Annotated in this window: 21 protein-coding genes; 14 read left to right on the top strand and 7 right to left on the bottom strand. The window is 69.6% G+C overall.

The genetic code is table 11. From position 1 onward, the window contains the following. Nucleotides 1-8 precede the first annotated feature (8 nt). Nucleotides 9-683: an SRPBCC family protein gene (locus OHA72_RS56540; RefSeq protein WP_327004369.1), complete on the top strand. Its 675-nt coding sequence runs from the start codon at nucleotides 9-11 to the stop codon at nucleotides 681-683. Continuing rightward, nucleotides 680-1,339, top strand: a complete 660-nt coding sequence (locus OHA72_RS56535) for an alcohol dehydrogenase catalytic domain-containing protein (RefSeq protein ID WP_327004368.1) — start codon at nucleotides 680-682, stop codon at nucleotides 1,337-1,339. The genes OHA72_RS56540 and OHA72_RS56535 overlap by 4 nt, the downstream gene beginning before the upstream one ends. A gap of 42 nt (nucleotides 1,340-1,381) precedes the next feature. On the opposite strand, the gene OHA72_RS56530 is transcribed toward OHA72_RS56535, so the two are convergent. Together OHA72_RS56530 and OHA72_RS56525 are read right to left on the bottom strand one after the other, a co-directional pair. Beyond that, nucleotides 1,382-1,810 carry a universal stress protein gene (locus tag OHA72_RS56530; protein WP_327004367.1) on the bottom strand — a complete coding sequence of 143 codons (429 nt, stop codon included), beginning with the start codon at nucleotides 1,808-1,810 and terminating at the stop codon, nucleotides 1,382-1,384. After that, nucleotides 1,800-2,897 carry an integrase core domain-containing protein gene (locus OHA72_RS56525; protein WP_327004366.1) on the bottom strand — a complete coding sequence of 366 codons (1,098 nt, stop codon included), beginning with the start codon at nucleotides 2,895-2,897 and terminating at the stop codon, nucleotides 1,800-1,802. Before OHA72_RS56525 ends, OHA72_RS56530 begins: the two co-directional genes overlap by 11 nt. Nucleotides 2,898-3,305: 408 nt before the next feature. On the opposite strand from OHA72_RS56525, the gene OHA72_RS56520 reads away from it, so the two are divergent. The 9 genes from OHA72_RS56520 to OHA72_RS56480 all read left to right on the top strand — a co-directional run bounded on the left by OHA72_RS56520 (nucleotide 3,306) and on the right by OHA72_RS56480 (nucleotide 11,846). After that, nucleotides 3,306-3,584, top strand: a complete 279-nt coding sequence (locus OHA72_RS56520) for a hypothetical protein (RefSeq protein WP_327004365.1) — start codon at nucleotides 3,306-3,308, stop codon at nucleotides 3,582-3,584. A gap of 160 nt (nucleotides 3,585-3,744) precedes the next feature. Next, the gene (locus OHA72_RS56515) at nucleotides 3,745-4,917 is read left to right on the top strand and encodes a CapA family protein (RefSeq protein ID WP_327004364.1); all 1,173 of its coding nucleotides are present in this window, start codon (nucleotides 3,745-3,747) and stop codon (nucleotides 4,915-4,917) included. A gap of 826 nt (nucleotides 4,918-5,743) precedes the next feature. Next, nucleotides 5,744-6,193 carry a hypothetical protein gene (locus tag OHA72_RS56510; protein WP_327004363.1) on the top strand — a complete coding sequence of 150 codons (450 nt, stop codon included), beginning with the start codon at nucleotides 5,744-5,746 and terminating at the stop codon, nucleotides 6,191-6,193. Between the two features lie 1,035 nt (nucleotides 6,194-7,228). After that, nucleotides 7,229-9,097 carry a sensor histidine kinase gene (locus OHA72_RS56505; protein ID WP_327004362.1) on the top strand — a complete coding sequence of 623 codons (1,869 nt, stop codon included), beginning with the start codon at nucleotides 7,229-7,231 and terminating at the stop codon, nucleotides 9,095-9,097. Nucleotides 9,098-9,254: 157 nt separating this feature from the next. Next, the gene (locus OHA72_RS56500) at nucleotides 9,255-9,431 is read left to right on the top strand and encodes a hypothetical protein (protein ID WP_327004361.1); all 177 of its coding nucleotides are present in this window, start codon (nucleotides 9,255-9,257) and stop codon (nucleotides 9,429-9,431) included. Next, on the top strand, nucleotides 9,419-9,826 hold the full coding sequence (locus OHA72_RS56495) for a hypothetical protein (RefSeq protein WP_327004360.1): 408 nt from the start codon (nucleotides 9,419-9,421) through the stop codon (nucleotides 9,824-9,826). The genes OHA72_RS56500 and OHA72_RS56495 overlap by 13 nt, the downstream gene beginning before the upstream one ends. 204 nt (nucleotides 9,827-10,030) lie before the next feature. Next, nucleotides 10,031-10,567 (top strand): hypothetical protein, encoded by a 537-nt coding sequence (locus OHA72_RS56490; protein ID WP_327004359.1) that lies wholly within the window; start codon nucleotides 10,031-10,033, stop codon nucleotides 10,565-10,567. A 252-nt stretch (nucleotides 10,568-10,819) separates the two neighbouring features. Then, nucleotides 10,820-11,215, top strand: coding sequence for a hypothetical protein (locus tag OHA72_RS56485; RefSeq protein WP_327004358.1), 396 nt, complete (start codon nucleotides 10,820-10,822; stop codon nucleotides 11,213-11,215). A gap of 79 nt (nucleotides 11,216-11,294) precedes the next feature. Continuing rightward, entirely contained in the window at nucleotides 11,295-11,846 is a 552-nt protein-coding gene (locus tag OHA72_RS56480; protein ID WP_327004357.1) for a site-specific integrase, read from the top strand. 398 nt (nucleotides 11,847-12,244) lie between these two features. Here the strand turns inward: OHA72_RS56480 and OHA72_RS56475 are convergent, their stop codons facing one another. Together OHA72_RS56475 and OHA72_RS56470 are read right to left on the bottom strand one after the other, a co-directional pair. Further along, entirely contained in the window at nucleotides 12,245-13,498 is a 1,254-nt protein-coding gene (locus OHA72_RS56475; protein ID WP_327004356.1) for an acyl-CoA thioesterase/BAAT N-terminal domain-containing protein, read from the bottom strand. A gap of 169 nt (nucleotides 13,499-13,667) precedes the next feature. Next, the gene (locus tag OHA72_RS56470) at nucleotides 13,668-14,735 is read right to left on the bottom strand and encodes an integrase core domain-containing protein (RefSeq protein ID WP_327004354.1); all 1,068 of its coding nucleotides are present in this window, start codon (nucleotides 14,733-14,735) and stop codon (nucleotides 13,668-13,670) included. Nucleotides 14,736-15,247: 512 nt separating this feature from the next. On the opposite strand from OHA72_RS56470, the gene OHA72_RS56465 reads away from it, so the two are divergent. Further along, on the top strand, nucleotides 15,248-16,393 hold the full coding sequence (locus tag OHA72_RS56465; RefSeq protein ID WP_327011861.1) for a site-2 protease family protein: 1,146 nt from the start codon (nucleotides 15,248-15,250) through the stop codon (nucleotides 16,391-16,393). Nucleotides 16,394-16,536: 143 nt separating this feature from the next. Next, a complete protein-coding gene (locus tag OHA72_RS56460) occupies nucleotides 16,537-17,406 on the top strand; it encodes a universal stress protein (protein ID WP_327004353.1) in 870 nt (289 codons plus the stop codon). A gap of 107 nt (nucleotides 17,407-17,513) precedes the next feature. Here OHA72_RS56460 and OHA72_RS56455 read toward each other — a convergent pair whose 3' ends face one another. Then, nucleotides 17,514-17,702, bottom strand: a complete 189-nt coding sequence (locus OHA72_RS56455) for a hypothetical protein (RefSeq protein WP_327004352.1) — start codon at nucleotides 17,700-17,702, stop codon at nucleotides 17,514-17,516. Nucleotides 17,703-17,998: 296 nt separating this feature from the next. On the opposite strand from OHA72_RS56455, the gene OHA72_RS56450 reads away from it, so the two are divergent. Further along, the gene (locus tag OHA72_RS56450) at nucleotides 17,999-18,511 is read left to right on the top strand and encodes an integrase core domain-containing protein (RefSeq protein WP_327004351.1); all 513 of its coding nucleotides are present in this window, start codon (nucleotides 17,999-18,001) and stop codon (nucleotides 18,509-18,511) included. Nucleotides 18,512-18,631: 120 nt separating this feature from the next. Here the strand turns inward: OHA72_RS56450 and OHA72_RS56445 are convergent, their stop codons facing one another. Beyond that, nucleotides 18,632-20,218 (bottom strand): hydrogenase large subunit, encoded by a 1,587-nt coding sequence (locus OHA72_RS56445; RefSeq protein WP_327004350.1) that lies wholly within the window; start codon nucleotides 20,216-20,218, stop codon nucleotides 18,632-18,634. Continuing rightward, nucleotides 20,215-21,648 carry a proton-conducting transporter transmembrane domain-containing protein gene (locus OHA72_RS56440; RefSeq protein ID WP_327004349.1) on the bottom strand — a complete coding sequence of 478 codons (1,434 nt, stop codon included), beginning with the start codon at nucleotides 21,646-21,648 and terminating at the stop codon, nucleotides 20,215-20,217. The genes OHA72_RS56445 and OHA72_RS56440 overlap by 4 nt, the downstream gene beginning before the upstream one ends. Between the last annotated feature and the right edge of the window lie 20 nt (nucleotides 21,649-21,668).

Genomic DNA, 21,668 nt, shown 5'->3' with positions numbered 1-21,668 from the left:
AACCGGCGATGAGGAAACGTACCCGTAGGTTCGGAGCCGGTCTGGTGGTCGCGGCCGGTCTGACGGCGGCGGCGTACCCGCTGCTGCTGCGCAGATGGTGCCTGACCTGGGGCGCCACCGCCGACGAGGTCACCCGGGCGATCCCCGGCGACGAGCTGCTGCCACGGCCGGACATCTGCTCCACCCGCGCCGTCACCATCGACGCCCCGTCCAGCGCGATCTGGCCGTGGCTCGTGCAGATGGGCAGCGGCCGCGGCGGCGCATACACCTACGACTGGATCGAGAACCTGCTCGGCCTCGACATGCACAGCGCCGAGGAGATCCTGCCCGAATTTCAGCACCTGCGCAGCGGCGATCTGCTGCCGCTGGGGGAAAAGGGTCCGCGGATGCGGGCCGAGGTCGTCGACCGCGAACGGACCCTGACGTTCCGGTCGGAAGACAGGCACTGGGTCTGGGCGTTCGCCCTGTACCCGGACGCGGCATCGACCCGCCTCGTCAGCCGTAACCGTATCGCCGTGCCGGAGGCCACCCTTGTCCACCGGCTGGCCGACCTGTTGGTGATGGAGCCGGGCAGCCTCGTGATGGAACGCAAGATGCTGCTCGGCATCAAGGAACGCGCCGAACGCCTCGCGCGGCAACACACCGAAAACGGGGGGATACCAGCACTGGAGGTACCGTCATGAGAGCCGCAGTCGTCAACGGATTCGACCAACCGCTGCAGATCGAGGAACTCCCGCAGCCGGTGCCCGCTCCGGACCAGATGCTCGTGCGCATCACGGCGTCCGGGCTGTGTCACACCGACATCCACGCCGTGCGCGGCGACTGGCCGGTGAAGCCCACGCCACCGTTCATTCCCGGCCACGAGGGCGTCGGCGTGGTCGAGGCGGTCGGCGATGGTGTCGCCGGCGACTGGCTGGGTAAGCGGGTGGCGATTCCCTGGCTCGCCGCCGCATGCGGACGCTGCCGCTACTGCCTGACCGGCTGGGAGACGCTGTGCGAACACCAGCTCAACACCGGCTACTCCGTCAACGGCGCATACGCCGAATACGCGGTCGCCTTCGAGCGCGGCGTTGTCGAGGTGCCGGACGCGGTCTCGTCGCTGGACGCCGCACCGCTGACCTGCGCCGGGGTCACCGGGCTGCCGGGTGGCCCCGCGATCATGGCGTTCGACGTGCTGGGCCGCGACGAGCTCGAAGACGCCCACACCGCACTCCGGGCCTGGCTGTCCGTCAGGGGTTTCCGCTCGACCGGATCGAGCTGGGAACACTACCGGACAGGATGCCGCAGGGACCCGACCGCCATGATCGCGGACATCGTCGTGCCGTACCGGTGGCGATGACGGGCGCGGTCGGACCGATTCGGGCCCGACAGCACCCCCGGCTCAGCGGCCGGCCGGCACGGCAACGGCGTCCAGCTGCTCCACGTTCCCCGGCGGCAACGGGACGACCACCACCGGGCAGGTCGCGTGCCGCACGCATTCCTCGCTGATCGAGCCGAGCACCGCGTGGCGCAACCGACCGTGGCCGTGGCTGCCGAGCACCAGCATGCGGGCGCGGCGGGCCGCGGCCAGCAGCACCTTGACCGGGTGCCCTTCGACGACCGCCCGGGCGATCGGACCCGACGACCCCGCATCGGCCAGAACACGGTCCAGTTCGTGCTGCGAGAGCCGCTCCGCCAACTCGCGTTCGATGCGGGGGCTGGTGTCGGCGAGCATGGACCCTTCCAGCCCGTCCCAGTGCCAGGCCGTGACGGCCTCGACCGCCGAGCCCTGTAGTTGCCGGAAATTCGGTCCGCGCAGGTCAGGCGGCATGCTCGTACTCGTGGAGGATGCCGCCGAGGCGGTCACGTCGGTGGATGTTCAGACGGGTAATCCGGTCCGGATCGGTGATCGGTTCGGGTAGCGGCGTGAGTGGCCGGGCGTTCGCGATGCCTTGATGCGGCCTGTGTCCGTTGTAGAAGATCTCGAACTCGCGGAGCGCGTGCAGCAGATGTCGCTGGTTGAAGATCAGCGTCCGGTCGAGCAGCTCGCGTCGGCATGTCCGCACCCAGCGTTCCATCACGGCGTTCATCCGGGGAACGCGGACGCCGCTGCGCACGAAGGTGATCCCGGCGTCGGCGAGGACGGCGTCGAACAGGGCCGGGTACTTGCCGTCCCGATCCCGGATGAGGTGCTTCACCTGGCATCCGGTGTCCTCGAGGTCCATGACAAGGTTGCGGGCGGTCTGGGTCACCCACGCGGCGGTCGGGTGCGCGGTCGCGCCGAGGACACGGACGCGGCGGCTGGCGTGCTCGATGACGGCGAGGATGTACAACCTGATGCCGGTCAGCGTGATGGTCTCGATGAAGTCCGCCGCTATCAGCGCCTCGGCCTGCGAACGCAGGAACTGTGCCCAGGTGGTGGCGACCCGGTCCGGCGTCGGGTCGATCCCGGCGGTGCGCAGGATCTCCCAGACCGTGGAGGCGGCGACCGTGACTCCGAGGGTGAGCAGTTCCCCGTCCACCCGCCGATAGCCCCACGACGGGTTCTCCTGCGCCAGGCGCAGCACCAGTACGCGGATCGAGCGGATGGTGCGTGGCCGGCCCCGTCGACGAGGCCGCGACGCCGCTGCGTGGCGGCTGGCCTGCAGGTCACGGTGCCAGCGCAGGATCGTGTCGGGCCGCACCAATAACTGCAGGCTATGCAGGGTGGGTTTCGGAAGGCGGTGCAGCAGCGCGGCCAGCCAGGCGCGGTCGGCTGGGTCGAACCGGATTCGCTGCCCGTCGAGCTGGCGGTGCAGCACCGCGAGCTGGTGGCGCAGGGCGAGGATCTCCGCGTCCTTGTCCCGGTCGCTGCCCGGCAGCAGCCGCAGCAGCGCGAACGCGTTGGTGATACCCAGGTACGCCAGTCGCAACAGCATGAAGCGGCATCATCGCGTAGTCGCCGACGACGATGAGTCGGGGGGCACGAGAGGAGCTGACCAAGATCCGCCCCGAAGATCGAGATGCCTGCTGACCGGTACGGATGTATTTCTCGGCAGGAACAGGGTCGAACGCGATCTCGCCAGGTACGCCGACGTCGACTACGACCCGCTGCGGCTGACCGTCGGTGCGTGCGTGGCGCAGATTTCCCCGGGCTTCTCGGAAGAGCGTTTCTACAGCACCTGCCAGGACATAGACGGGATCCCGGCGACGGTCGGCTGGACGGCGCGGTTCCTCGACGAATACCTCCTGCCGGAGGTGGACCGGTTCAATGGTCTGCGGTCGATCGCCAGGACGCCTCCCGAGAAGCGGAACCCGAGACTACGGAAAAGCAGAGTCCCCGACCCATGCGCATTCCGGAGGGACTCGACGACGCCCTCGGCGACGCGCTGGCGCAACCGCGTCTCCTCCTCGCGAACCTTGCGGCCGGACCGGACACAGGCGTCGATATCCATCCGCAACTCGACTGGATCCGACGCCTCGTGGCCGAGGCTGGCACCGAGGCGTCAGGCCGGGACGGGCCAGGAGCACTCGCCCGGCGGTTCACCCAGAGCTTCCACGCCGACAACCCGGGCCGCTTCAACACCGCCGGCGGCGTCACCCCTTCCGGCGGCACCGCGGGGTGAGCGGACCGCGCACCTGCCGGCGAGCGAGCCATCGCGCGCCACGGTCCGCAGCCGTCCCGGGACCCGGGCCGGACGGTGCCAGGATGCGATCGGGTGACAGGCAGTATGGCTGCTGGCCGAAACGCGGTGGGCGCTCACCGGCCCCGGTGACAGTGGCGCCATGCGGAGAACGCTCGCTGTCCTGCTCTGCCTCGTGCTGGCCGTCCCGGCGACGGGCGCGCCCATCCACCCCCATCCGCATCCGGCCCGTCCCGCTGGCGCCGGCGGCCCCGGCAAGCCCGCCACGTCGGATCGGCCGTCCGTGGGCTTGCTCGCCGCCCCGGCTCGGCCGGCCGACCTCAGCGTCGTCGCCGCCGGCGACCTGTTCGTCCAGCCCGCTCTGAGCCAACAGGCCGCCGCCGACGCCCGTTCAGCCGGCCGGACCGGCCACGACTTCACCCAGATCCTCGCTGCGGTCACCCCGACCGTCCGGCAGGCGGACCTCGCGATCTGCCACATCGAGCAGCCGCTGGCCCCGCCCGAGGGCCCGTTCACCGGCTACCCGATCTTCAGCGCACCGCCGCAGCTCGCCGACGCGGCGGCCGACAGCGGCTTCGACACCTGCTCGACCGCCTCGAACCACACCCTCGACTACGGCGAGGCCGGCGTGCGGCGCACCCTGGACAACCTCGACCGGGTGCGGCTGCGGCACACCGGGTCCGCCCGCACGGCGGAGGAGGCCGCCACCCCCGACGTCGTCAACGTGCGGGGCGTGAAGATCGCCCAGCTGTCGTACACCTTCAGCTTCAACGGCCTGCACCGGCCGACCGGCAAGCCGTGGATGGCCAACCTCATCGACGTCGGCCAGATCCTCGCCGAGGCCCGCGCGGCCCGGCAGGCCGGCGCCGAGATCGTCATCCTGTCGCTGCACTGGGGCACGGAGTACCAGAACCAGCCCGACCGCGGCCAGTTCGGCCTCGCCCGGGAGCTGCTGGCCAGCCCCGACATCGACCTGATCATCGGCATGCACGTGCACGTCGTGCAGCCGTTCGAGAAGATCGGCGACAAGTGGGTCGCCTACGGCCTGGGCAACCTGCTGGTCCGGTTCGCGGACGGGTCGAAGGAGAACACCCAGGACTCGGTCGTGCCCCGCTTCACGTTCACCCAGGTCGCGCCCGGTCGGTGGCGGGTCACCGACGTCACCGTGCGGGCGTTCTTCATGCGGTACTACCCGCAGCCCCGGCTCGTCGACGTCGCCGCTGCGGGCGACGCCTACGGCGGCGTGTACCGGCGCATCGCCGGCTACGTGGACCTGCGCGGCGCCGTGGCCGACGGCCTGCGGATGGTCCAGTGAGCGGTCCGGAGCGCAGCGGAGGGGGCGCGAACCATGGGTGCAGTGTTGGCTCAGGTCGTCGCCGGAGCGCAGCATGCAACAACCGCACCTACGAGATGACCTCTCGACCTGGGTGACGGAAGCTTAGACAACTGCCATTCGTCCAGTTCAGAGGGCATTTCCCATGCCTGCTCGTCTCATGACGTCACGGTTGGTCGGTGGATTCAGGCTAAGGTCGCCCCGGGTCTTCGGCCTGGGGCGACCACCGCACGGATGCTGGAACACCTGCTGGTCGCCGCGCCCGCCGGGGTGACGACAAACAGCGTCCCGGTTTCGAACCCGTCTGGACGACGCTCACCCGGGACACACCGCACTGCACCGCCCGGCCTGACGATCGCAGCGCCGCGTAGTAGACGGTACGCGAGACCGTTGGGTTGGGAAATCCTCGTGGCGGTGACTCGCCGGAATCGACCGGACGCGACCACACCGGTGTTCGTCGTCGCGGATGCACTGCCGTCGCGGTGGCGGCCGGTCGGGGGCCGTCCGGGCGCTGCTGCCCTGCCGTGCTTGTACCGTCCCCGTCCTCGCCCGGCAAGGCACGCCGGCCAGCACCCGGGACCGCAGCACTGCGAGGGCGTGGACCCGCCGTACGGAAGACGCACCGCGTCCGGCGGCCTTGCCTGGCCACGGCCGTCGGGACGGTCCGCACATCGGGTCAGCGTGACCCAGGACGGCATCCCCCGCCCGGATCGCCCACCCGCACCGCCGCTGCTCCGGTTCGCCGACCACACCTGATGGGACGGCGCAGGCGCACCGGCCACGCGGCGGTGCCCGAAAGGAACCCTGAATGCCGACGGTCACCGTCTACCACAACATGCGCACCTGGTTCGAGCCCTACCAGGACGGACAGCTGCTCGCCGCCGTGACCTCCTACCGGCTCCCACACACCGCGGACCGCGACGCGCACACCGTCGCAGAGTGGGCCTTCCACGTCTGCAACGCCGGCCTCGACGACCTCGAAACCCACCGGGAAGCCGCCGAGGGCGAGACCGCATTCCTGGCCGCATGCGTGTACCGGCTGATCGGGTGCCGATCCCTGTCGACCGGCGACGTCGTGGACATCGAATACGACGGCCCGGGCGGCAGCGGCGGACACAACGTGTGGCTCGCTTGCGAACCGTTCGGCTGGCGGCAGATCACCGAACCGTCCAACCGCGCCGGGGAGCTGCTCACCGCTGTCAAGGTCTACCGGCACCTGCAGCGTCAGCGCGCCGACATCGTATCCACCTGCGGGTAGCTGCTCACGTTCGGCCACGCTCCTGGTCGCAGCGGCTGCCCGGCTTCGCCCAGGTCCGCTGCGACCGCCGGCGTCGACGCCGGTTGGCGTTGAGTGTCGGCGTCGCTGCCGCGCCGTGAGTCGCTGCTGCGGCGTGTAGTGAACGGGGTGCTGAACACGGCGCAGCCGCGCAACGAGTTGCAGCTGTCGTGCTGCGTCGTGCGCGGGGACGCCGTCCCCACAGGCCCAGTCTGGCAACAGGTGACACCTAGTGACACGTGATGTCAGGGTCGTCTGACTGCACAAGGCAAAGCCGCATCCGCACGCCCGGTGGACAGGCCTGGCCTGTCGGCTCAACCGGCGAGCCGACGCTCTCACTCGCCGATCAAGGCCTCACGGACCAGTTCGTCGGGCTGATCGGCCTCAATCCAACCGGCCGAGTCACCCCCATACTCGACACCGAGTTGGTCCAGGGCAGCAACCTGCTGGACGAGTTGGCCAGATCGCAGCACGCGGGTCGGCGCTGGTTCTGGTGGGGCGATCTTGTTCTAGGCCCCGACCGGCTGCGGTCGCATGTTCGATGACAGGTTGACGTGGCGAGCGAGAAGTACCGCCCCGATGTGCAGGTGGACATCCCGATCCAGCAGGATCTGATGGCGATCGGGGTTCGACCGCACCGTGGTGGAGCATCTGCGGCGGCTGCCGCGCGGCATTGCCGGGGGCCGTGGGCGATCTGGATTTCTGGCCGAGTGACCAGACCCCGTCGGCGGGCCGCTGTTCGACGCCGTCAAGAACGGTGCACTGGCGCTCGCCGAGACGGCCGGTGCTCTGGAACTGCAAGGCAATGTGTTGGCGGTGCCGTGTCGGTGGGACGCGTGATCCGGAGCGGTGATGCGCCGCACCCAAGGTGAATCATGGGGTGATCCGCGGCACCCGGACCGCAACGAGTCCGGCGTTCGATGCGTGCCGTCCTAGCATCGACTGGTTGCCTCCGCTCGACCGGCTCCGCCTGCCCAGCCACGCCGGAACCGATGTGTTCGACAAGAGGACCGATTGATGCACGGACGCCTAGCGTCATGGCTGGTGCGGGTCAGCCGGCCGTCAGCTGCCGTAGGGATCGCAGTCGGCGCCGGGTTCACCGTCGTGGAGACCCTGCTGGTCGTCCCGCTGCGGCAGGTTGCTCCGATGGAAGCCCTGGCTCTCGTCTACCTGCCCGGTGTCCTCGTCGTCTCCACGGTGTGGGGTCTGTGGTCGGGTGTGGCGACGTCGATCCTCAGCGCGCTCGCGTTCGACTACTTCCACACCCCGCCGATCGGGCGCTTCCAGACCGGGGACTGGCGGGACTGGCTCGGGCTTTCGGTGTACCTCATGGTCGCCACGGTTTCCGGTTCGCTGGCGCAGCTGGCCCGCGCGCGGGCGCTCGAGTCCATCGAACGAAAACGGGAGGCCGACGCGGTCGCCGAGATGACCCGGCTCATCCTCGGCGCCGACGATGTGCGCGCTGTACTTCCGGAAGCCTCCGATCGGATCGCGTACGCCATGCAGCTGCCGTATGCGGCGATCGAGCCTGACCCGGTACCGCAGCGCGAGGGCCAGATCCAGCTGCCGTTGGACCCGGGCGCGCTCGTCGTCCCCGGAGACATCCCGGACCGTGTCCTGCGGCGTCTGCGGGACGGGGTGGTGCCCGGGCTGTCGACCGTGCTGCGGGCCGGCGGATCCTTGCAGGCGAACCGGGCCGGGCTGCAGGCCCTCCTCGCCCAGCAGGCGGCGTTGCGCCGGGTGGCAGTGCTGGTGGCCAACGGCGTCGCCTTCACCGAGATCGTCGCAGCGGTCGCCATCGAGGCGGCCGATCTGTTCAACGCGGACGCCACGCGGGTCTGGCGCTGGGACGGTCCCAGGACGGTGACCGGCGTCGCCGAGTACAACAGAGAGCCAGGATCCGAGTCGACGCTGGGCAAACAGGTTGACGTCGCCGATGGCGTCGCGGAGCTGGCGCTGCACCGCTCCCGTCCGGCCCGCATCGACTCGTATGAGGGCCGCAGCGGCCCGCTGGCCGATCTCGCCCACGCGGGGGGCATGCACGCCTCGGTCGGCGCGCCGATCGTCGTCGAGGGCCGGGTCTGGGGCGTCGTCGTCGCCCTATGGCGCCGGGCCGGCCCGCCGCCGCCTGGCATCGAGCATGAGCTTGCGAAGTTCACCGAGCTCGTCGCGACCGCGATCGCCAACACCGAGAGCCGGGCGGAGCTCACCGCGTCGCGGGCCCGGCTCGTCTTCGCCGCGGACGAGGCCCGCCGCGGCATCGAACGCGAGCTGCACGACACCGTCCAGCAGCGGCTCATCTCGCTCGGGCTGGAGCTGCGCTTCGCCGAGGCGATGATCCCCGAGGAGTTCGGCGAGGTACGGTCCCGGTTGTCGGACACCTCCGCGGGGCTGTCCGCCGCCTTCGAGAACCTTCAGCGGATCGTCCGCGGTATCCATCCAGCACTCCTCTCCCAGGGCGGACTGGTCCCCGCGGTCAAGGCGCTCGCCCGCCGCAGCGCGGTCCCGGTGGCGGTGCACGGCGGGCTGAACCATCGCCTGCCCGGCTACGTCGAGGTCGCCGCCTACCATGTGATTTCGGAGGCGCTCGCCAACTCGGCCAAGCACGCCGACGTCTCGGAGGTCTCCGTGGAGATCGACGTCGTCGCCGACGAGTCGGCGCCTGGCGAGATCCTCACCGTGACCGTCCATGATGACAGCGCCGGCGACGCGGACCCGAACCAGGGCTCCGGCCTGGCTGGCCTGCGCGACCGCGTCGAGGCGCTCGGCGGTACATTCACACTGACCAACCCGGCCGGCGCTGGCACGTCTGTCAACGTGAAGCTGCCCATGGCCGGCCAAGGCCGGCAGGGTCTGGAGGCCGACCGGTCATCCGGTGGAACGTGACGAAGCAGGGCGCAGCGACATGGCCGCCGAAGCTGCTGGTGGCCATGAGCCCGGCCCGCGGCGACGCCCACCCTGCACGGCGGCGCAGGTCCGCAGGACCACCCGGCTGTACCTCAACGATGGTCCGTGTGGCGGGACACGGCCGATGACTTCTCGTGTGAGCCTCGGCAGGCTGTCGTTCATCGGCATCGGCCGCCATCAGCCGCGGCCGCTCGACACGGTCTCATGGTGGGAGAATGGCGTCGACGTGAGCGACTCGGTCAGGCCCCGACTACCCCAGAACGAGGACGAGTGGATCAACTTCAAGATTCCGGAGCTGCCATGGATTCGTTGACGGAGCTGCGGGCGCCGGGCCGGCAGTTCCAGCTGGCCCGGGCGACGCGGACACACAGCCAGATCATCCTGATGAGCAACGCCGTGCCGCAGGCGGGCCTGCCGAAGCGGCTCGAGGTGAGCTTCTCTGCCGTGAAGTTCATGTCGTTCCCGCCCGTGTTCGAGGACCTATACCTGCGGCAGGCCCCGGCCGGGCGGGAGGCGGAGATCCTCGCGCGGCACGGCATCGCGGCGTCGGCCGGGTCCGGTGTGTATCTGCTGCACGAGGAGCACGACTGGTATGTCGTCTCCGGTCCGCCGCAGTGGGCCGAGGCGGTGCGGACCTACGACGCGGAGTCCCTCTTCCAAGAGTACGGCGAGGACACGGTGTACGGCACCCTCGCCGGCGCAACCTGACAGCCGGATGCCTGTGCCGACCGCTACTCCAAGGTGGTGACGAAGGTCGTCGCGCGTGCTCGCCGGCCTGAAATCCGCACCCTTGGCGTGACCGGCCGTGGGGAAGCTCTCGCTGGAGTCTCCGGCGGCGGTCTCCTGCCGTCTGCGCCGCGGACCGGAGGCGGCTCGTAGTTCGACGGGGAGGGTGTCATGGCGTGTGGGCCGATGAAGCGTACGAAGCCGGTGCCGGCCGTGGGGTGGCGGCGGTTGACGGTGCCGCAGCGGTGGCTTGCCGGTGGCGGCGCGGCGCTGCTGGTTGCGATCGTGCTCGTGGTCGTGTCGTGGCCGGACCGGGCACCCGAGCTGCGGGAGCGGGAGTACCTGCAGTTCACCGCCTGCCTGCTTACCCCCAGCGACGGGGTGCGCGACGCGGCGGCGGAGCCGGTGTGGAAGGCGATGCAGGACGCCTCGCTGCAGACCCGGGCGAAGGTGCAGTACCTCGAGATCAGCGATGCGCAGACCGTCGACAACGCGGTCACGTTCCTCAACAGTCTCGCCCAGGGCGGCTGCGACTTGATCTTCGCCGCTGGGGACCTGCCGGTGCGGGCGGTCGTGAAGGGCGCGCCGGCGTTTCCGGCGAAGCGGTTCATCACCGTCGGCACATCAAAGGCCGGGCCGAACGTGTCCACAGTGGATGCCGCGGCGCCCCACGACGGAGTCGTCCGGACCATCACTGACGCCGTGGCAGCGGCATCGCGGTAGCGCCACAGCCGGGCGGCGGTCCGCGACCGCAGGAAGTCCGCCCAAGTACTGACGTCTACTCAGGGTGTGTATTCCGCGCAAGGTCGACCAGGACGCGAACCGTATCCCCGTCGCTGGTGCTTTGCGTCAAGACGGTGCACTCGATTTTGGGGTTCCTCCGGTGGTGTGGAGTGCTGTTGTGATTGGGGCTGTGTCGCGGTCGGATGGAGTGGAGGGTTCATTCCAGAACGTTGAGCGGCAGCGGAGGTTGTCATGGCCGATGTTGATGTGATCGTTCGGGGTCCGGTGACTGGGTTGTTCGGTTTCCGGTTGGAGTTGGGTCGTGATGGTGCTGGTTCGCGGTTGCAGGCCCGTCGGGGCGGGTTCGTCACGGAGCGGGCGGCACTGGCGGAGTATCGGCGGTTGTGCCGGCAGCGTGACGCGCAGCGGCCGAGGTTGCGGCTGTCGGACACGGTGCAGACGTTGTGTGAGGACTGGTTGGCGGGTCGGGTGCAGCAGTTGCAGCCGAACACGGTGTACAACTACGGTCGCCTGTTGAACCTGATCTATCCGATGGTGGGTCGGGTACATGCGTCGCGGTTGAGCGGCCGGATGGTCGAGCGCGCATATCAGCAGTTGGAGACTGCTAGCTACTCTGGTTCTGGGTAAGGCGTTCGGGGAACAGACCGGTCGGCCTCCCGGTGCGTGCAAGCCGCGGGAGTCCGACGACCTGCGTGCGGTGTGGACCGTGGACGAGGTCCGGCCGTTCCACGAGTATGTTGCTGCCGACCGACTGTTTCCGATGTGGCGGTTGCTGCTGACAACGGGTTTGCGTCGCGGCGAGCTGTGCGGTCTGCGCTGGTGCGATCTCGAACCGGACGTTGCGACGTTGACGGTTCGCCGGCAGCGGGTGGTTGAGGAGCCGACGAGTCGGGTGCGGGAGAAGTCGCCGAAGTCGCACAACGGCACCCGCAGTCTGGTGCTCGACCCGGCGACGCTCACAGTCGTGACCGGTGCGAGGCCGCAGGGAAGGAAAGCGTTGGCGCCGGGGTACATGTTCACCGGTCGGCGGGGACGGCCGCTCGGTCCGCACCAGATCCGGCACCTGGTCGCCTCGAACTTGCTGGACCTCGGGTACGGCATAGTGGAGGTGGCTGAGCGTCTCGGTCATGATCCGGCGACGCTGATGCGCTACTACTCCCGGGTCAACGCCGGCCGCCGGCGCCAGAGTGCCGACGACCTTGCAGGACTCATCGCGCCGGACTTCGCCCCGACCGCCGAGGCGCTGAGCGCAGCATGAACGACAAACGCCACCTCCGGACAGCGGCCGGGCTCCGACGGCAAGATGATTCGTAGACCCCTTTGCTCGGCCGGTTCATACTTTCGGTGACCTGGGAGAACGTGCTTGAGCACATCGCTGGGGCCTTCAACGACTGGGGGTCAAGGGGTCGTGGGTTCGAATCCCGCCGTCCCGACAGTGTGAGCTGGGAATATTCAAGCTCATGATGTACACATTGGATAGTTCTTGTTAGCGCGCGCTAACGGAAGCGCTAGCAAGATTTCGGCCAAAACCGGGCAGAACGCTCTAGTACGGCGGCCCGGGTTCATTATGTAGATGCTGGTTGATGGGTGGCTTGTCCTTTGAGTAGATGCAGCCGGAGGCGCGTCGGACGCCAGTCAGACGGTCGGGGGGCTGGCTCAGGCGGCCAGGAAGGCGAGGACCTTCGGCCAGCCGTCGCTGCGGGCCGCGGCGTCGGCGTCGCGGGTGCCGCCCAGTGTCCTGGCGATATCGGCATCCGGGGAGATCGGCGACGACGTGCCCGCGGCAAGGTACGGGAAGCTGCCGACGCCGTGGCCGGCGTCCGGATAGACCAGGGCCTGGTGCGCGGCGGTGATGTGGGCGTCGTCGAGGCGTTGCATGATCCGCTGCGCCTGCGCGGCGGACGGCCAGAGCCGGTCCTTGCCGCCGGCGATGGCGAGGACCGGACCGGCCACGTGGGTGACCGGGATGGCGGTGCGCGGCACTGCGACGCCGCCGTTGGTCCAGGCGTTGCCACCGCCGGGAAAGCTCGACCAGACGACGTCATTGGGCGCGTACAAGATGGCGCCGCGGACGAGATCGGGGTAGGACTCGGCCAGCAGCAGCGCCGCCTCGGAGCCGCGGGAGTAGCCGTTGACCACCACCCCACCGGGATCGGCCCCCGGCTGCGCGCGTAGGAGCCGCGCCGCCGTCACGAAGTATTCCAGCGGTATGTCGCGCAGGGTTTCGGGCAGACCGGGTACACCGAAGTAGCCCAACGCCAGCGCCGGGTAGCCGTGCGAGGCGAGCAGCGCCGCGTCGTACTTCCGCCCGACACCGCCCTCGGAACCGCCGAGAAGCAGCACGCCGGGGCGGCGTACGGCACCCGGGGACGGCAGAAACAGGACTCCGGCCACTCCGTCGACGTCGAGCGTCAGGGTCCGGTGGGTCACACCGGTAGCGTTCCACTGCCTGGTCAAGGTGCGCGCCGCGATCTCCCGACCGGCCACGGTCACGGTCAACCGGACCTCGAACGCCCCGGCCGCGTCGGGGTACCCGGGACTGAACCACGCCTCGTCCGGATCGCCGGTCGCCGGCCGCATCGACCAGAACAGGCCCATGCCGTCGGCGCCGCCGTACGAGCCCGACACAGGCGCGGACCGATCGAGGTCAACGACGCCGTCGCCGTCCGCCGCGAAGGTCGCCTCCCCGCGCCAGCGCTGACCCTTGGCGTCGGCGGCCTGCGACGCGACGGTGACGGCCTCGCGGGCCCGCAGGCCCGACACCCGCACATGGACGGGCTGATCAGCCAGGGCGACCACGGCATCTACGTCGATCGTGGCGTGCGTCGAATGCCGCGCTGAGCACGCCGCGGCGCCACCACCCACGACCACGACGGCGGTCAGGCCGACGAACCAATCGCGAACGCCCACGCCGTACATGATAAAGCTCAATCATCCCGCGCACCGAGACCGACCGGCGCCAACAATCGAGGGCGTACTCAACAGCGCCGGACGCTACAGATCTTGAAAGTCTGGGTTGATCGATGGGTGTAGGGGCTCAATACCCCGTACCGGTGGTGACCTACGGCTTCTTGAGGATCTATGCGGCCCGCTGATACTCGTTGATCAGCCCGCCGAGGATCGGTTTTCGCCGTATCCGCCGCTGCTCCGCAAGATCAATGACGGTGGCCGGTGGGTGTGGCGGTGACAGGCTCAGGGCCCGGTGCGGCCGGCTCTCGTTGTAGTGCTTCACGTACTCGGCCAGGACATGGCGAAGATGTCGCTGCCCGAAGATGAGCATCCGGTCGGTGAGCTCGCTTCGTAGCGTTCTCACCCACCGCTCGGCGTACGCGTTGACCCGAGGACAGCGCGGCGGGGTCTTGATCACCTCGATGCCCGCGCCGGCGAGGACCGCGTCGAACATGGCGGTGAACTGTCCGCCGCGATCGCGGATGAGGTACCTGAACCGGTCCGCGTGGTCGCCGAAGTCCATCAGGAAGTTGCGGGCCGCATGCGCGGTCCAGGCTCCGTCGGGGTTCGTCGTGACACCCAGCACGTGGACGTAGCGTGTGCCAACCTCGATCACGAAGAACACGTATACGCGTGTGAGAGTGACAGCGCAGTCGACGTGCAGGAAGTCGCAGGCCAGCATCGTGTCGGCCTGGGTGCGCAGGAACTGCCGCCATGTGGTCTGCGACCGCTGCGGGGCGGGTGGGATGCGCCGCAGGCGAAGCAGTCGCTGGATGGTGGCGCGGCTGACGCGGTGGCCGAGCTTGCGCAACTCGCCCTGGATCCGGACGTAGCCCCAGGTCGGGTTCTCGACGGCGAGTCGTCCGATCAGATCGGCGAGTTCACCGTTCAGGCGGGGCCGGCCGCCATGGTTGGGGTAGGTCCACTTCCGGGCGACCAGTCGGCGGTGCCGGGTCAGCACCGTCGCCGGGGTCACCAGCCGCAAGGCCTTCAACTGCCTGGGCAGCAGCCGGATCAACGCGGCGAGAACGGCACGGTCGGGCCAGGACAAGCGCGGCTTTGGATGCTGCCGCCGCAGGATCGCCACTTCGTGACGTAGAACGAGGATCTCGGCGTTCTTCGCGGCCGTGGTCCGGGCGAGCAGCACGAGCCAGCCAAGCACCCGGCAGAAGATCAGATACAGCAAGCGAGGCGACACAGTGTGGCATCATCTCGCAAGCCGACCTGCCACGCCGCCGCTGGTCAACGCCACATCGGAGTATTGAGCCCCTACAGGAGTTTACGCCGCCGTGACCGTGCACGGTCACGGCGGCGGGATGGGACCGGCGGTCAACGGTGACGACGTGCGGTGAACGGGCCGGTGCACGCTGATGGGCGTGTGCGCGGATGTTCGCACGTCGACGTCACGTCCCGCTTCGCTCCGGCGCCGGCCTTGCCCGACACTGCTCCGTGGCGAGCGGGTCTTGCGCTGCGGTCCGGACTGCTACGCCGAGATCCGCGGCGGGCCCGCGTTGTCGACTGTGGCGACGGCCGGGGCGGTCGTTGCGATACGGCCATCGCTGTGCCGCGCCTGCCGAGTACCGCCGTGGTGATGACGGAGGCGCGTGTGACGCTGCTGCCGGCGAGGTTTGTGCCTGTGCCCGACGGATATCGCAACGTTGCCGGCGGTCGGCGAGTGCCGGTCCGGCGGTGTGGCGTGAGGGGGTCAACATGACTGCCAGCTTCCGCCTGGGCAGGGTCGCCGGCGTCGAGGTCGGCGTGAACTGGAGTGTCCTGATCATCTTCGGGCTGCTTGCATGGCTGCTGGCGGCCAGCCGGCTTCCCACCGACTATCCGGGCCGGCCGGGGTGGGCCTACGTCGTGGCCGGGCTGTCCGCGGCGATGGTGTTCTTCGCCGGTCTGCTCGCGCACGAGGTGTCCCACGCCGTGCTGGCTCGTCGCAACGGCATGGCAGTGGACGGCATCACGCTGTGGATCTTCGGTGGCATGGCCAGGTTGCGGGGGCAGGCGCCCGGTCCGGGTGCCGATGCGCGGATCGCGGGCGTCGGGCCGCTCGTCAGCCTGCTGATCGGTTTCGGGTTCGCCGCGGTCGCGGTGGCGCTGGCCGCGGCGGGGTGGCATGGCCTGGTGTTCGGCACGGTGAGCTGGCTGGCGGGGATCAATCTGGTACTGGCCGCGTTCAACCTGCTGCCCGCGGCGCCGCTGGACGGGGGGCGGTTGTTGCGTGCCGGGTTGTGGAAGTGGCGCGGGGACCGCGTCTGGGCTGCTGTGGCGGCGGCCCGGACTGGCCGGGTGTTCGGTGCCCTGCTGATCGCGTTGGGTCTCGGACAGGTGCTGTTCGATGCCGGGCTCGGCGGGTTGTGGCTGATGCTGATCGGCTGGTTCATCGTGTCCGCCGCGGCGGCAGAGGAGCGGCAGACGGTGCAGGGCGCAGCGCTGGCCGGGGTCCGGGTCGCTGAGGTCATGACACCGCGGCCCGCTACCGTGCCGGCGGACCTGACCGTTGCGGACTTCGTCGACAATTATCTGTGGGGCGCGAGGCACTCGACGTTTCCGCTCGTGGATGGTTCGGGTCCGGCTGGGCTGGTCACGCTGCGGCGCATGGAGCAGGTGCCGCCGCAGCGGCGGGCCGACACCCGGCTGCGTGACGTGGCCTGCCCGTTGAGCGGGGTGGCCGTCGCGGCTCCGGACGAGCCGATCATGGAGCTGCTGCCACGACTGGCTGGGAGCGCGGATGGCCGGGCGCTGGTCGTCAGCAACGATGAGTTGGTCGGCATCGTGTCCGCCAGTGACGTCAGCCGCACCGTTCGACATGCCGTGCTGCGCCAGCGCTCCAGGGGACGAACCGGGCGGTGACGGCGGTACGGCATCGTTGCCGAGCGACGACCCGGGTGATGCTGCGGTCCCGGTGAGCCACCGTCATGACGTCACCGCCGTCCCGGCGCTACCCCCAGCCGGGGTGCCCTTGAGAAGGCCAGCGTTGCGGAAGGGTCAGTGCAGTGGTCGAGCAGGTTGTGGTGGGCTTTGACGGTTCCGCGAGCGCGTTGGCGGCGGCGCGGTGGGGTGCCGCAGCAGCGAAGTTGCACGGTGCCAGGCTGGTCGTCTGCACAGTCGTGGAGGGCGGCACGCCGGCACCCGCCGCACAGTTGTCCGATACCGTGGACGGCGAGGCGGTGTTCGCTGCGCTGCGAACGACAGTGGAGCCGCTGACCGCAGGGTATTCGGTGGTGTTCCGTTACGGTGGCGGTAAACCGGCCGCCGACCTGGTCGCCGCCTGCCGGGAAGCGGACATCCTGGCGGCCGGATTCCGAAGTCGCAACCCGATCGTCGGACTGCTGCTGGGGCTCGGTGAGCCGGTCCTACCTGGCGGCGGCGCGATGCCCGGTGACGGTCGTACGGGAACACGCGCCAGCGGGGCAGCCCGCCGGGCGGGTGATCGTCGGGGTGGACACCTCGGAACACTCCCGCCGGGCGCTGGCGGCGGCGGCAGAGGCTCGGGTCCGGGGCGCGGTGCTGCAGGGGTGGACACCTCGGAACACTCCCGCCGGGCGCTGGCGGCGGCGGCAGAGGCTCGGGTCCGGGGCGCGGTGCTGCATGCGATCCACGCCGTGCACTGGGACCATCTCGGCGCCGAGCTCGTCGCTCTGACGACCCGGCAGCTGGTGGCCTGGGGCAAGGACCTGGTCGCGGTGGAACTGGCCAACAGCGGGGTGGCGGCACGGCCGGTCATCCTCAACGGCCACCCTCCGGACGTTGTGCTTGCCGAAAATGTCATCCACCCTGGTCAGGGTCATACCGGGCCATCAGGGATCTCGACCCGTTCAAAGTACGGCCGTCCTCACGCATGGCCGAGGACAACTGCGGGATGATGGCCCGTCGTGTTGCTACGACTGGCGTACCTCGGTGTGACGAACGCGCTCGCGATCCTGCGGCTGCTACCGATCGCGACCGGGACAAGGACGCCGAAATCCTCGCCCTACGCCACCAGATCATGGTGCTGCAACGCCAGTTGGGCAACGAGAAGGTGCGGTTCGACCCGACCGATCGAGCGTTCCTGGCAGCGCTGCTGCATCAACTGCCCATCGACGTGCTCCACCGACTGCGGCTCCTCGTCCGCCCCGACACTGTCCTGCGCTGGCACCGCGACCTCATCGCCCGCCGCCACGCAGCCGCCTCCCGACCCAAGCGCCCCGGCCGGTCACGCACGCTACGGTCCATCCGCGTCCTGGTGCTGCGCCTGGCGAAGGAAACCCCAGCTGGGGCTACCGACGTCTCCACGGCGAACTACTCGTGCTGGGAGTCAAGGTCGCCGCGTCCACGGTCTGGGAAATCCTCAAAGAGGCCGGGATCGATCCAGTACCCGAACAGTCCTCCAGTACCTGGGATGACTTCCTACGGTCGCAGGCCGACGCCCTGCTGGCATGAGACTTCCTCGAAACGGTCACGTTGAGCGGGACACGAATGTACGTGCTCGCGATGATCGAGCACGCCAGCCGCCGGATCCGGGTCTTCGGCGCCACCGCCCATCCGACCGCCTCCTGGGTAGCACAGGTCGCGCGAAACCTCGCCATGGACCTCGAGGACGCCGGATCCAACGCCAAGTACCTGATCCGCGACCGGGACGGCAAGTTCCCCGAACTGTTCGACGCCGTGCTCACCGACGCCGGTATCAAGGTCGTACTCAGCGGCATCCAGACACCCCGCATGAACTCGATCATGGAACGGTGGGTACGGACCTGCCGCCACGAACTACCGGACCGGACACTGATCTGGAACCAGCGACACCTCCTGCACGCACTGCGCGAATTCGAACACTTCTACAACGAACATCGACCACACCAAGGCCCCGCCAACGCGCGACCGCTGCACCCACTGCCCACACCGATCGCCGATCCGGACCAGATAGCCAGGCTCCGCGTCCGACGACACGATCGCCTCGGCGGCATCCTCCACGAATACAAACACGCCGCTTGACCTGCCCGGATGAGGTTTTCGGCAACCACACCGGCGACTCCGGCGAGTTCGGCCGTTCCTCCGGTCGGGGGTGTGACCCCGTGTACTTGGCTGGGACGTGTGCCCGTGTCCCGCTTGTTCCTAGAGATCGTTGCCGGCGTAGGAGAGGTTGAAGCTTTTGTTCGCGAGGGGGAAGTCGGGCACGATGGTACCGGCGAGCGCGACGGGCAGGGCGGGCCAGTTGAAGAACGACGGGTCGACGATCTTGACCCGGGTCAGGCGCTGGTCGGGTCCGGTTTCGACGCGATGCACGATGGTGCCGCGCCAGCTCTCCACGATGCCCACGCCGGAAGCTCCGGGACCAGCTGGGGGTGTGCGGTCGGCGGTGGGCGAGCCGTCGATGACGCCGGGTGTGACGGTGCGGATCAGGGTATCGAGCACAGCGAGGGAGGCGTCGATTTCGGTGGCGCGTTGCTGGAACCTGGCGAGGACGTCGCCGCCGGTGTGGGTGGGGACGGTCAGCAGGTCACCGAGTTGCAGGCCGTCGTCGGTGAGAATGCCGGTGGGGTGGTCGCGGCGGGCGTCGATGTTCAGGCCGCTGGCGCGGGCGACGTAGCCGAGCGTGTCGAGGTCGCGGGCCTGCTGGGCGGTGAGGACGGCGGTGCCGGTGAAGCGTTCGGCGACCAGTGAGTTGCCGAGGGCGAGTCGTGTGACGTCGCGGATGTCGGCGCCGATTGCGGCGAGGTGTGCCGGGTCGGGGACCTGGCGGAGGTCGGCTCCGCCGGGCAGGATGCCGCCGCGGAGCAGCCGGTGCCCGGTGGTGTCCTTGTTGAGGCGCAGCAGGGTTTCCTTGATGCGCAGGGCGTGGGCGTTGAGGATGCCGTGGCCGACGTCGTTGCAGAGGGCGCCGATGTCGCTGATGTGGTTGTAGAGGCGTTCGAGTTCCAGCAGGATGGCCCGGATCCGCCGTGCCTTGACCGGGACCCGGATGTGCAGCGCGTCCTCGACCGCGAGGCAGTAGGCCAGGGCGTGGCCGACAGCGGTGTCGCCGGAGATGCGTTCCGCCAGTGGCAGGCCACCTTGGACAGAGCGGCCCTGGAAGAGTTGCTCGATGCCTTTGTGGACGTACCAGAGGCGGGCCTTGAGTTTCAGGATGGTCTCCCCGACGACGGAGAACCGGAAGTGGCCGGGTTCGATCAGGCCGGCGTGGACCGGTCCGACCGGAATTTCGTACACCCCCGGGCCTTGAACGGTGAGGAACGGGAATGACTCGTCGGTGTCACCGAACTGCGGTGGCGGGCCGGCGTCGTGGCGCATCGGGTACCAGCCGGCGGGCCAGTGCCGGTGCCGGATGAGTCGCCGGGGCAGTGGGTGGTCGAGGGGTTGGATGCCGTAGAGGTCGTGCATTTCGCGTTCGAACCGGCTGGCGGGGAACGACAGCCCGGCCAGGGTCGGCACGGCCGGGTCGTCGCGGTCGATGGGCAGGTGCAGTTCCACTCGCCGGTCGGGGTCGGCGGCGGTGTAGAGGTACACGGCGCGCAGCGTGTCGCGGTCTGGCCCATGGTCGTGGTGCGCGGCGACCAGGGCGAGTCGGAAGCCGCGGTGCTGCAGGACGTCGGCGTGTTCGGCCAGAGTGGCGGCGGTGGTGGGGATGGCGACGCGGTGATGGCCGACGGGTTGGCCGCCGGGCAGCGGTGGTGGGCTGGTGGTCGCGGTGTTGTCGGTCATGATGCCGCCACGATGCTGGCCGCGGTGTGCAGGAGGTCGGCGAAGGGGCCAAGGGTGATGCCGAGAGCGGCCACCCCGAGGAGTCCGGCGATCAGTGGCGTCGCGGCGGTGAGGGTGAACGCGGCTGGTGGGTCGCTCGCGTCAGCGGTGACTGTTTCCGGGACGGGTGGGGGGCCCAGCAGCATCCGCCCGGTGTGGGCGGCGATGGCGGCGAACGCGACGAGCATGAGGATGAACGCGGCGGCGGTTGCCCAGATCAGTCCGCCGCCGGCGCCGGCGCGGGCGATGCCCAGTTCGCTGGCGAAGAGCGCGGCGGGTGGGAAGCCGAGCAGTGCGAGGACGGCGAGACCGAACAGTCCGGCGAGCAGCGGCATGCGGGTGGCCAGGGCGCGGACGTCGGTGATCTGGCTGCTGGTATGGCGGTGCAGGATATGCCCGGCGGACAGGAAGGCGACGGTTTTGGCCAGGCCGTGCCCGGCCATGTGCAGCAGCAGGGCGGCGATCGCGAGTTGGGTGCCGATGGCGGCGGCCAGGGCGATCAGGCCCATGTGTTCCATGGAGGAGTAGGCCAGCATCCGTTTGTAGTCGCGCTGCCCGATCAGCAGCACGGCGGCGAGGGCGAGGGTGGCCAGGGCGAGTGTCAGCAGCAGGGTGCGCAGGTAGCCGGCGCCGAGGGCGGGGTCGGCGATCGCCTTGACCCGCAGCACGGCGTAGAGGGCCACCGGCAGCAGGACGCCGGACATCAGGGCCGAGACCGGAGCGGGGGCTTGGGAGTGGGCATCGGGCAGCCAGGCATGCAACGGGATGAGACCGGCCTTGGCACCGAACCCGACGACGGCCAGACCGACCGCGATTCGGGTGACGGCCGGGTCCAACTGGTGGGCGTACCCGGTCAGCGTGGCCCAGTCCAGGGCCTGCTCGCTGCCGAGGCCGGCGTGCCGGGCGGCGTAGTAGAGCAGGACCAGGCCGAGGAACGCGACGGCGATGGCGGCGGAGCAGATGACCACGTACTTCCAGGCGGCTTCCAGCGCGGTGCGGCTGCGGTGGTGCCCGACCAGGAACGCGGTGACGATCGTCGTTGCTTCCACCGCGACCCAGAGGATGCCGAGGTTGCCGGCCAGTACCGCGGTGGCCATCGCAGCGATGAACAGGTGCAGCAGGACGCCGTACCAGCGGGCCCGGCTCGTGCTGGTGTGCTCGGCGGCCAGGTACGCCGGGGAAGCCCAGCAGGCCAGCAAGGCCACCGCCGCGACGCCGAGCAGCATCCATACGGAGAGGGCGTCGGCGCGGAGCAGGCCGCCGGCGGTGCGGACCGGGCCGTGCTGTGTGACGGTGGTGGCCAGTGTCACCGCGTCGGCCGCGAGCAGGGCGGTGGTGACGACGCCCGCCCATGCGGTGCTGTGGCCACGCCAGCCCGCGGCGGCATACACGAGAGTGGCCGCGAGTGGTA

Origin of the sequence: Dactylosporangium sp. NBC_01737, assembly GCF_035963215.1 — a bacterium.
In the GTDB taxonomy this organism is placed as follows: domain Bacteria; phylum Actinomycetota; class Actinomycetes; order Mycobacteriales; family Micromonosporaceae; genus Dactylosporangium.
Note: the sequence above shows the minus strand (reverse complement) of the source record. Positions and strands in the feature narration are given on the sequence as shown.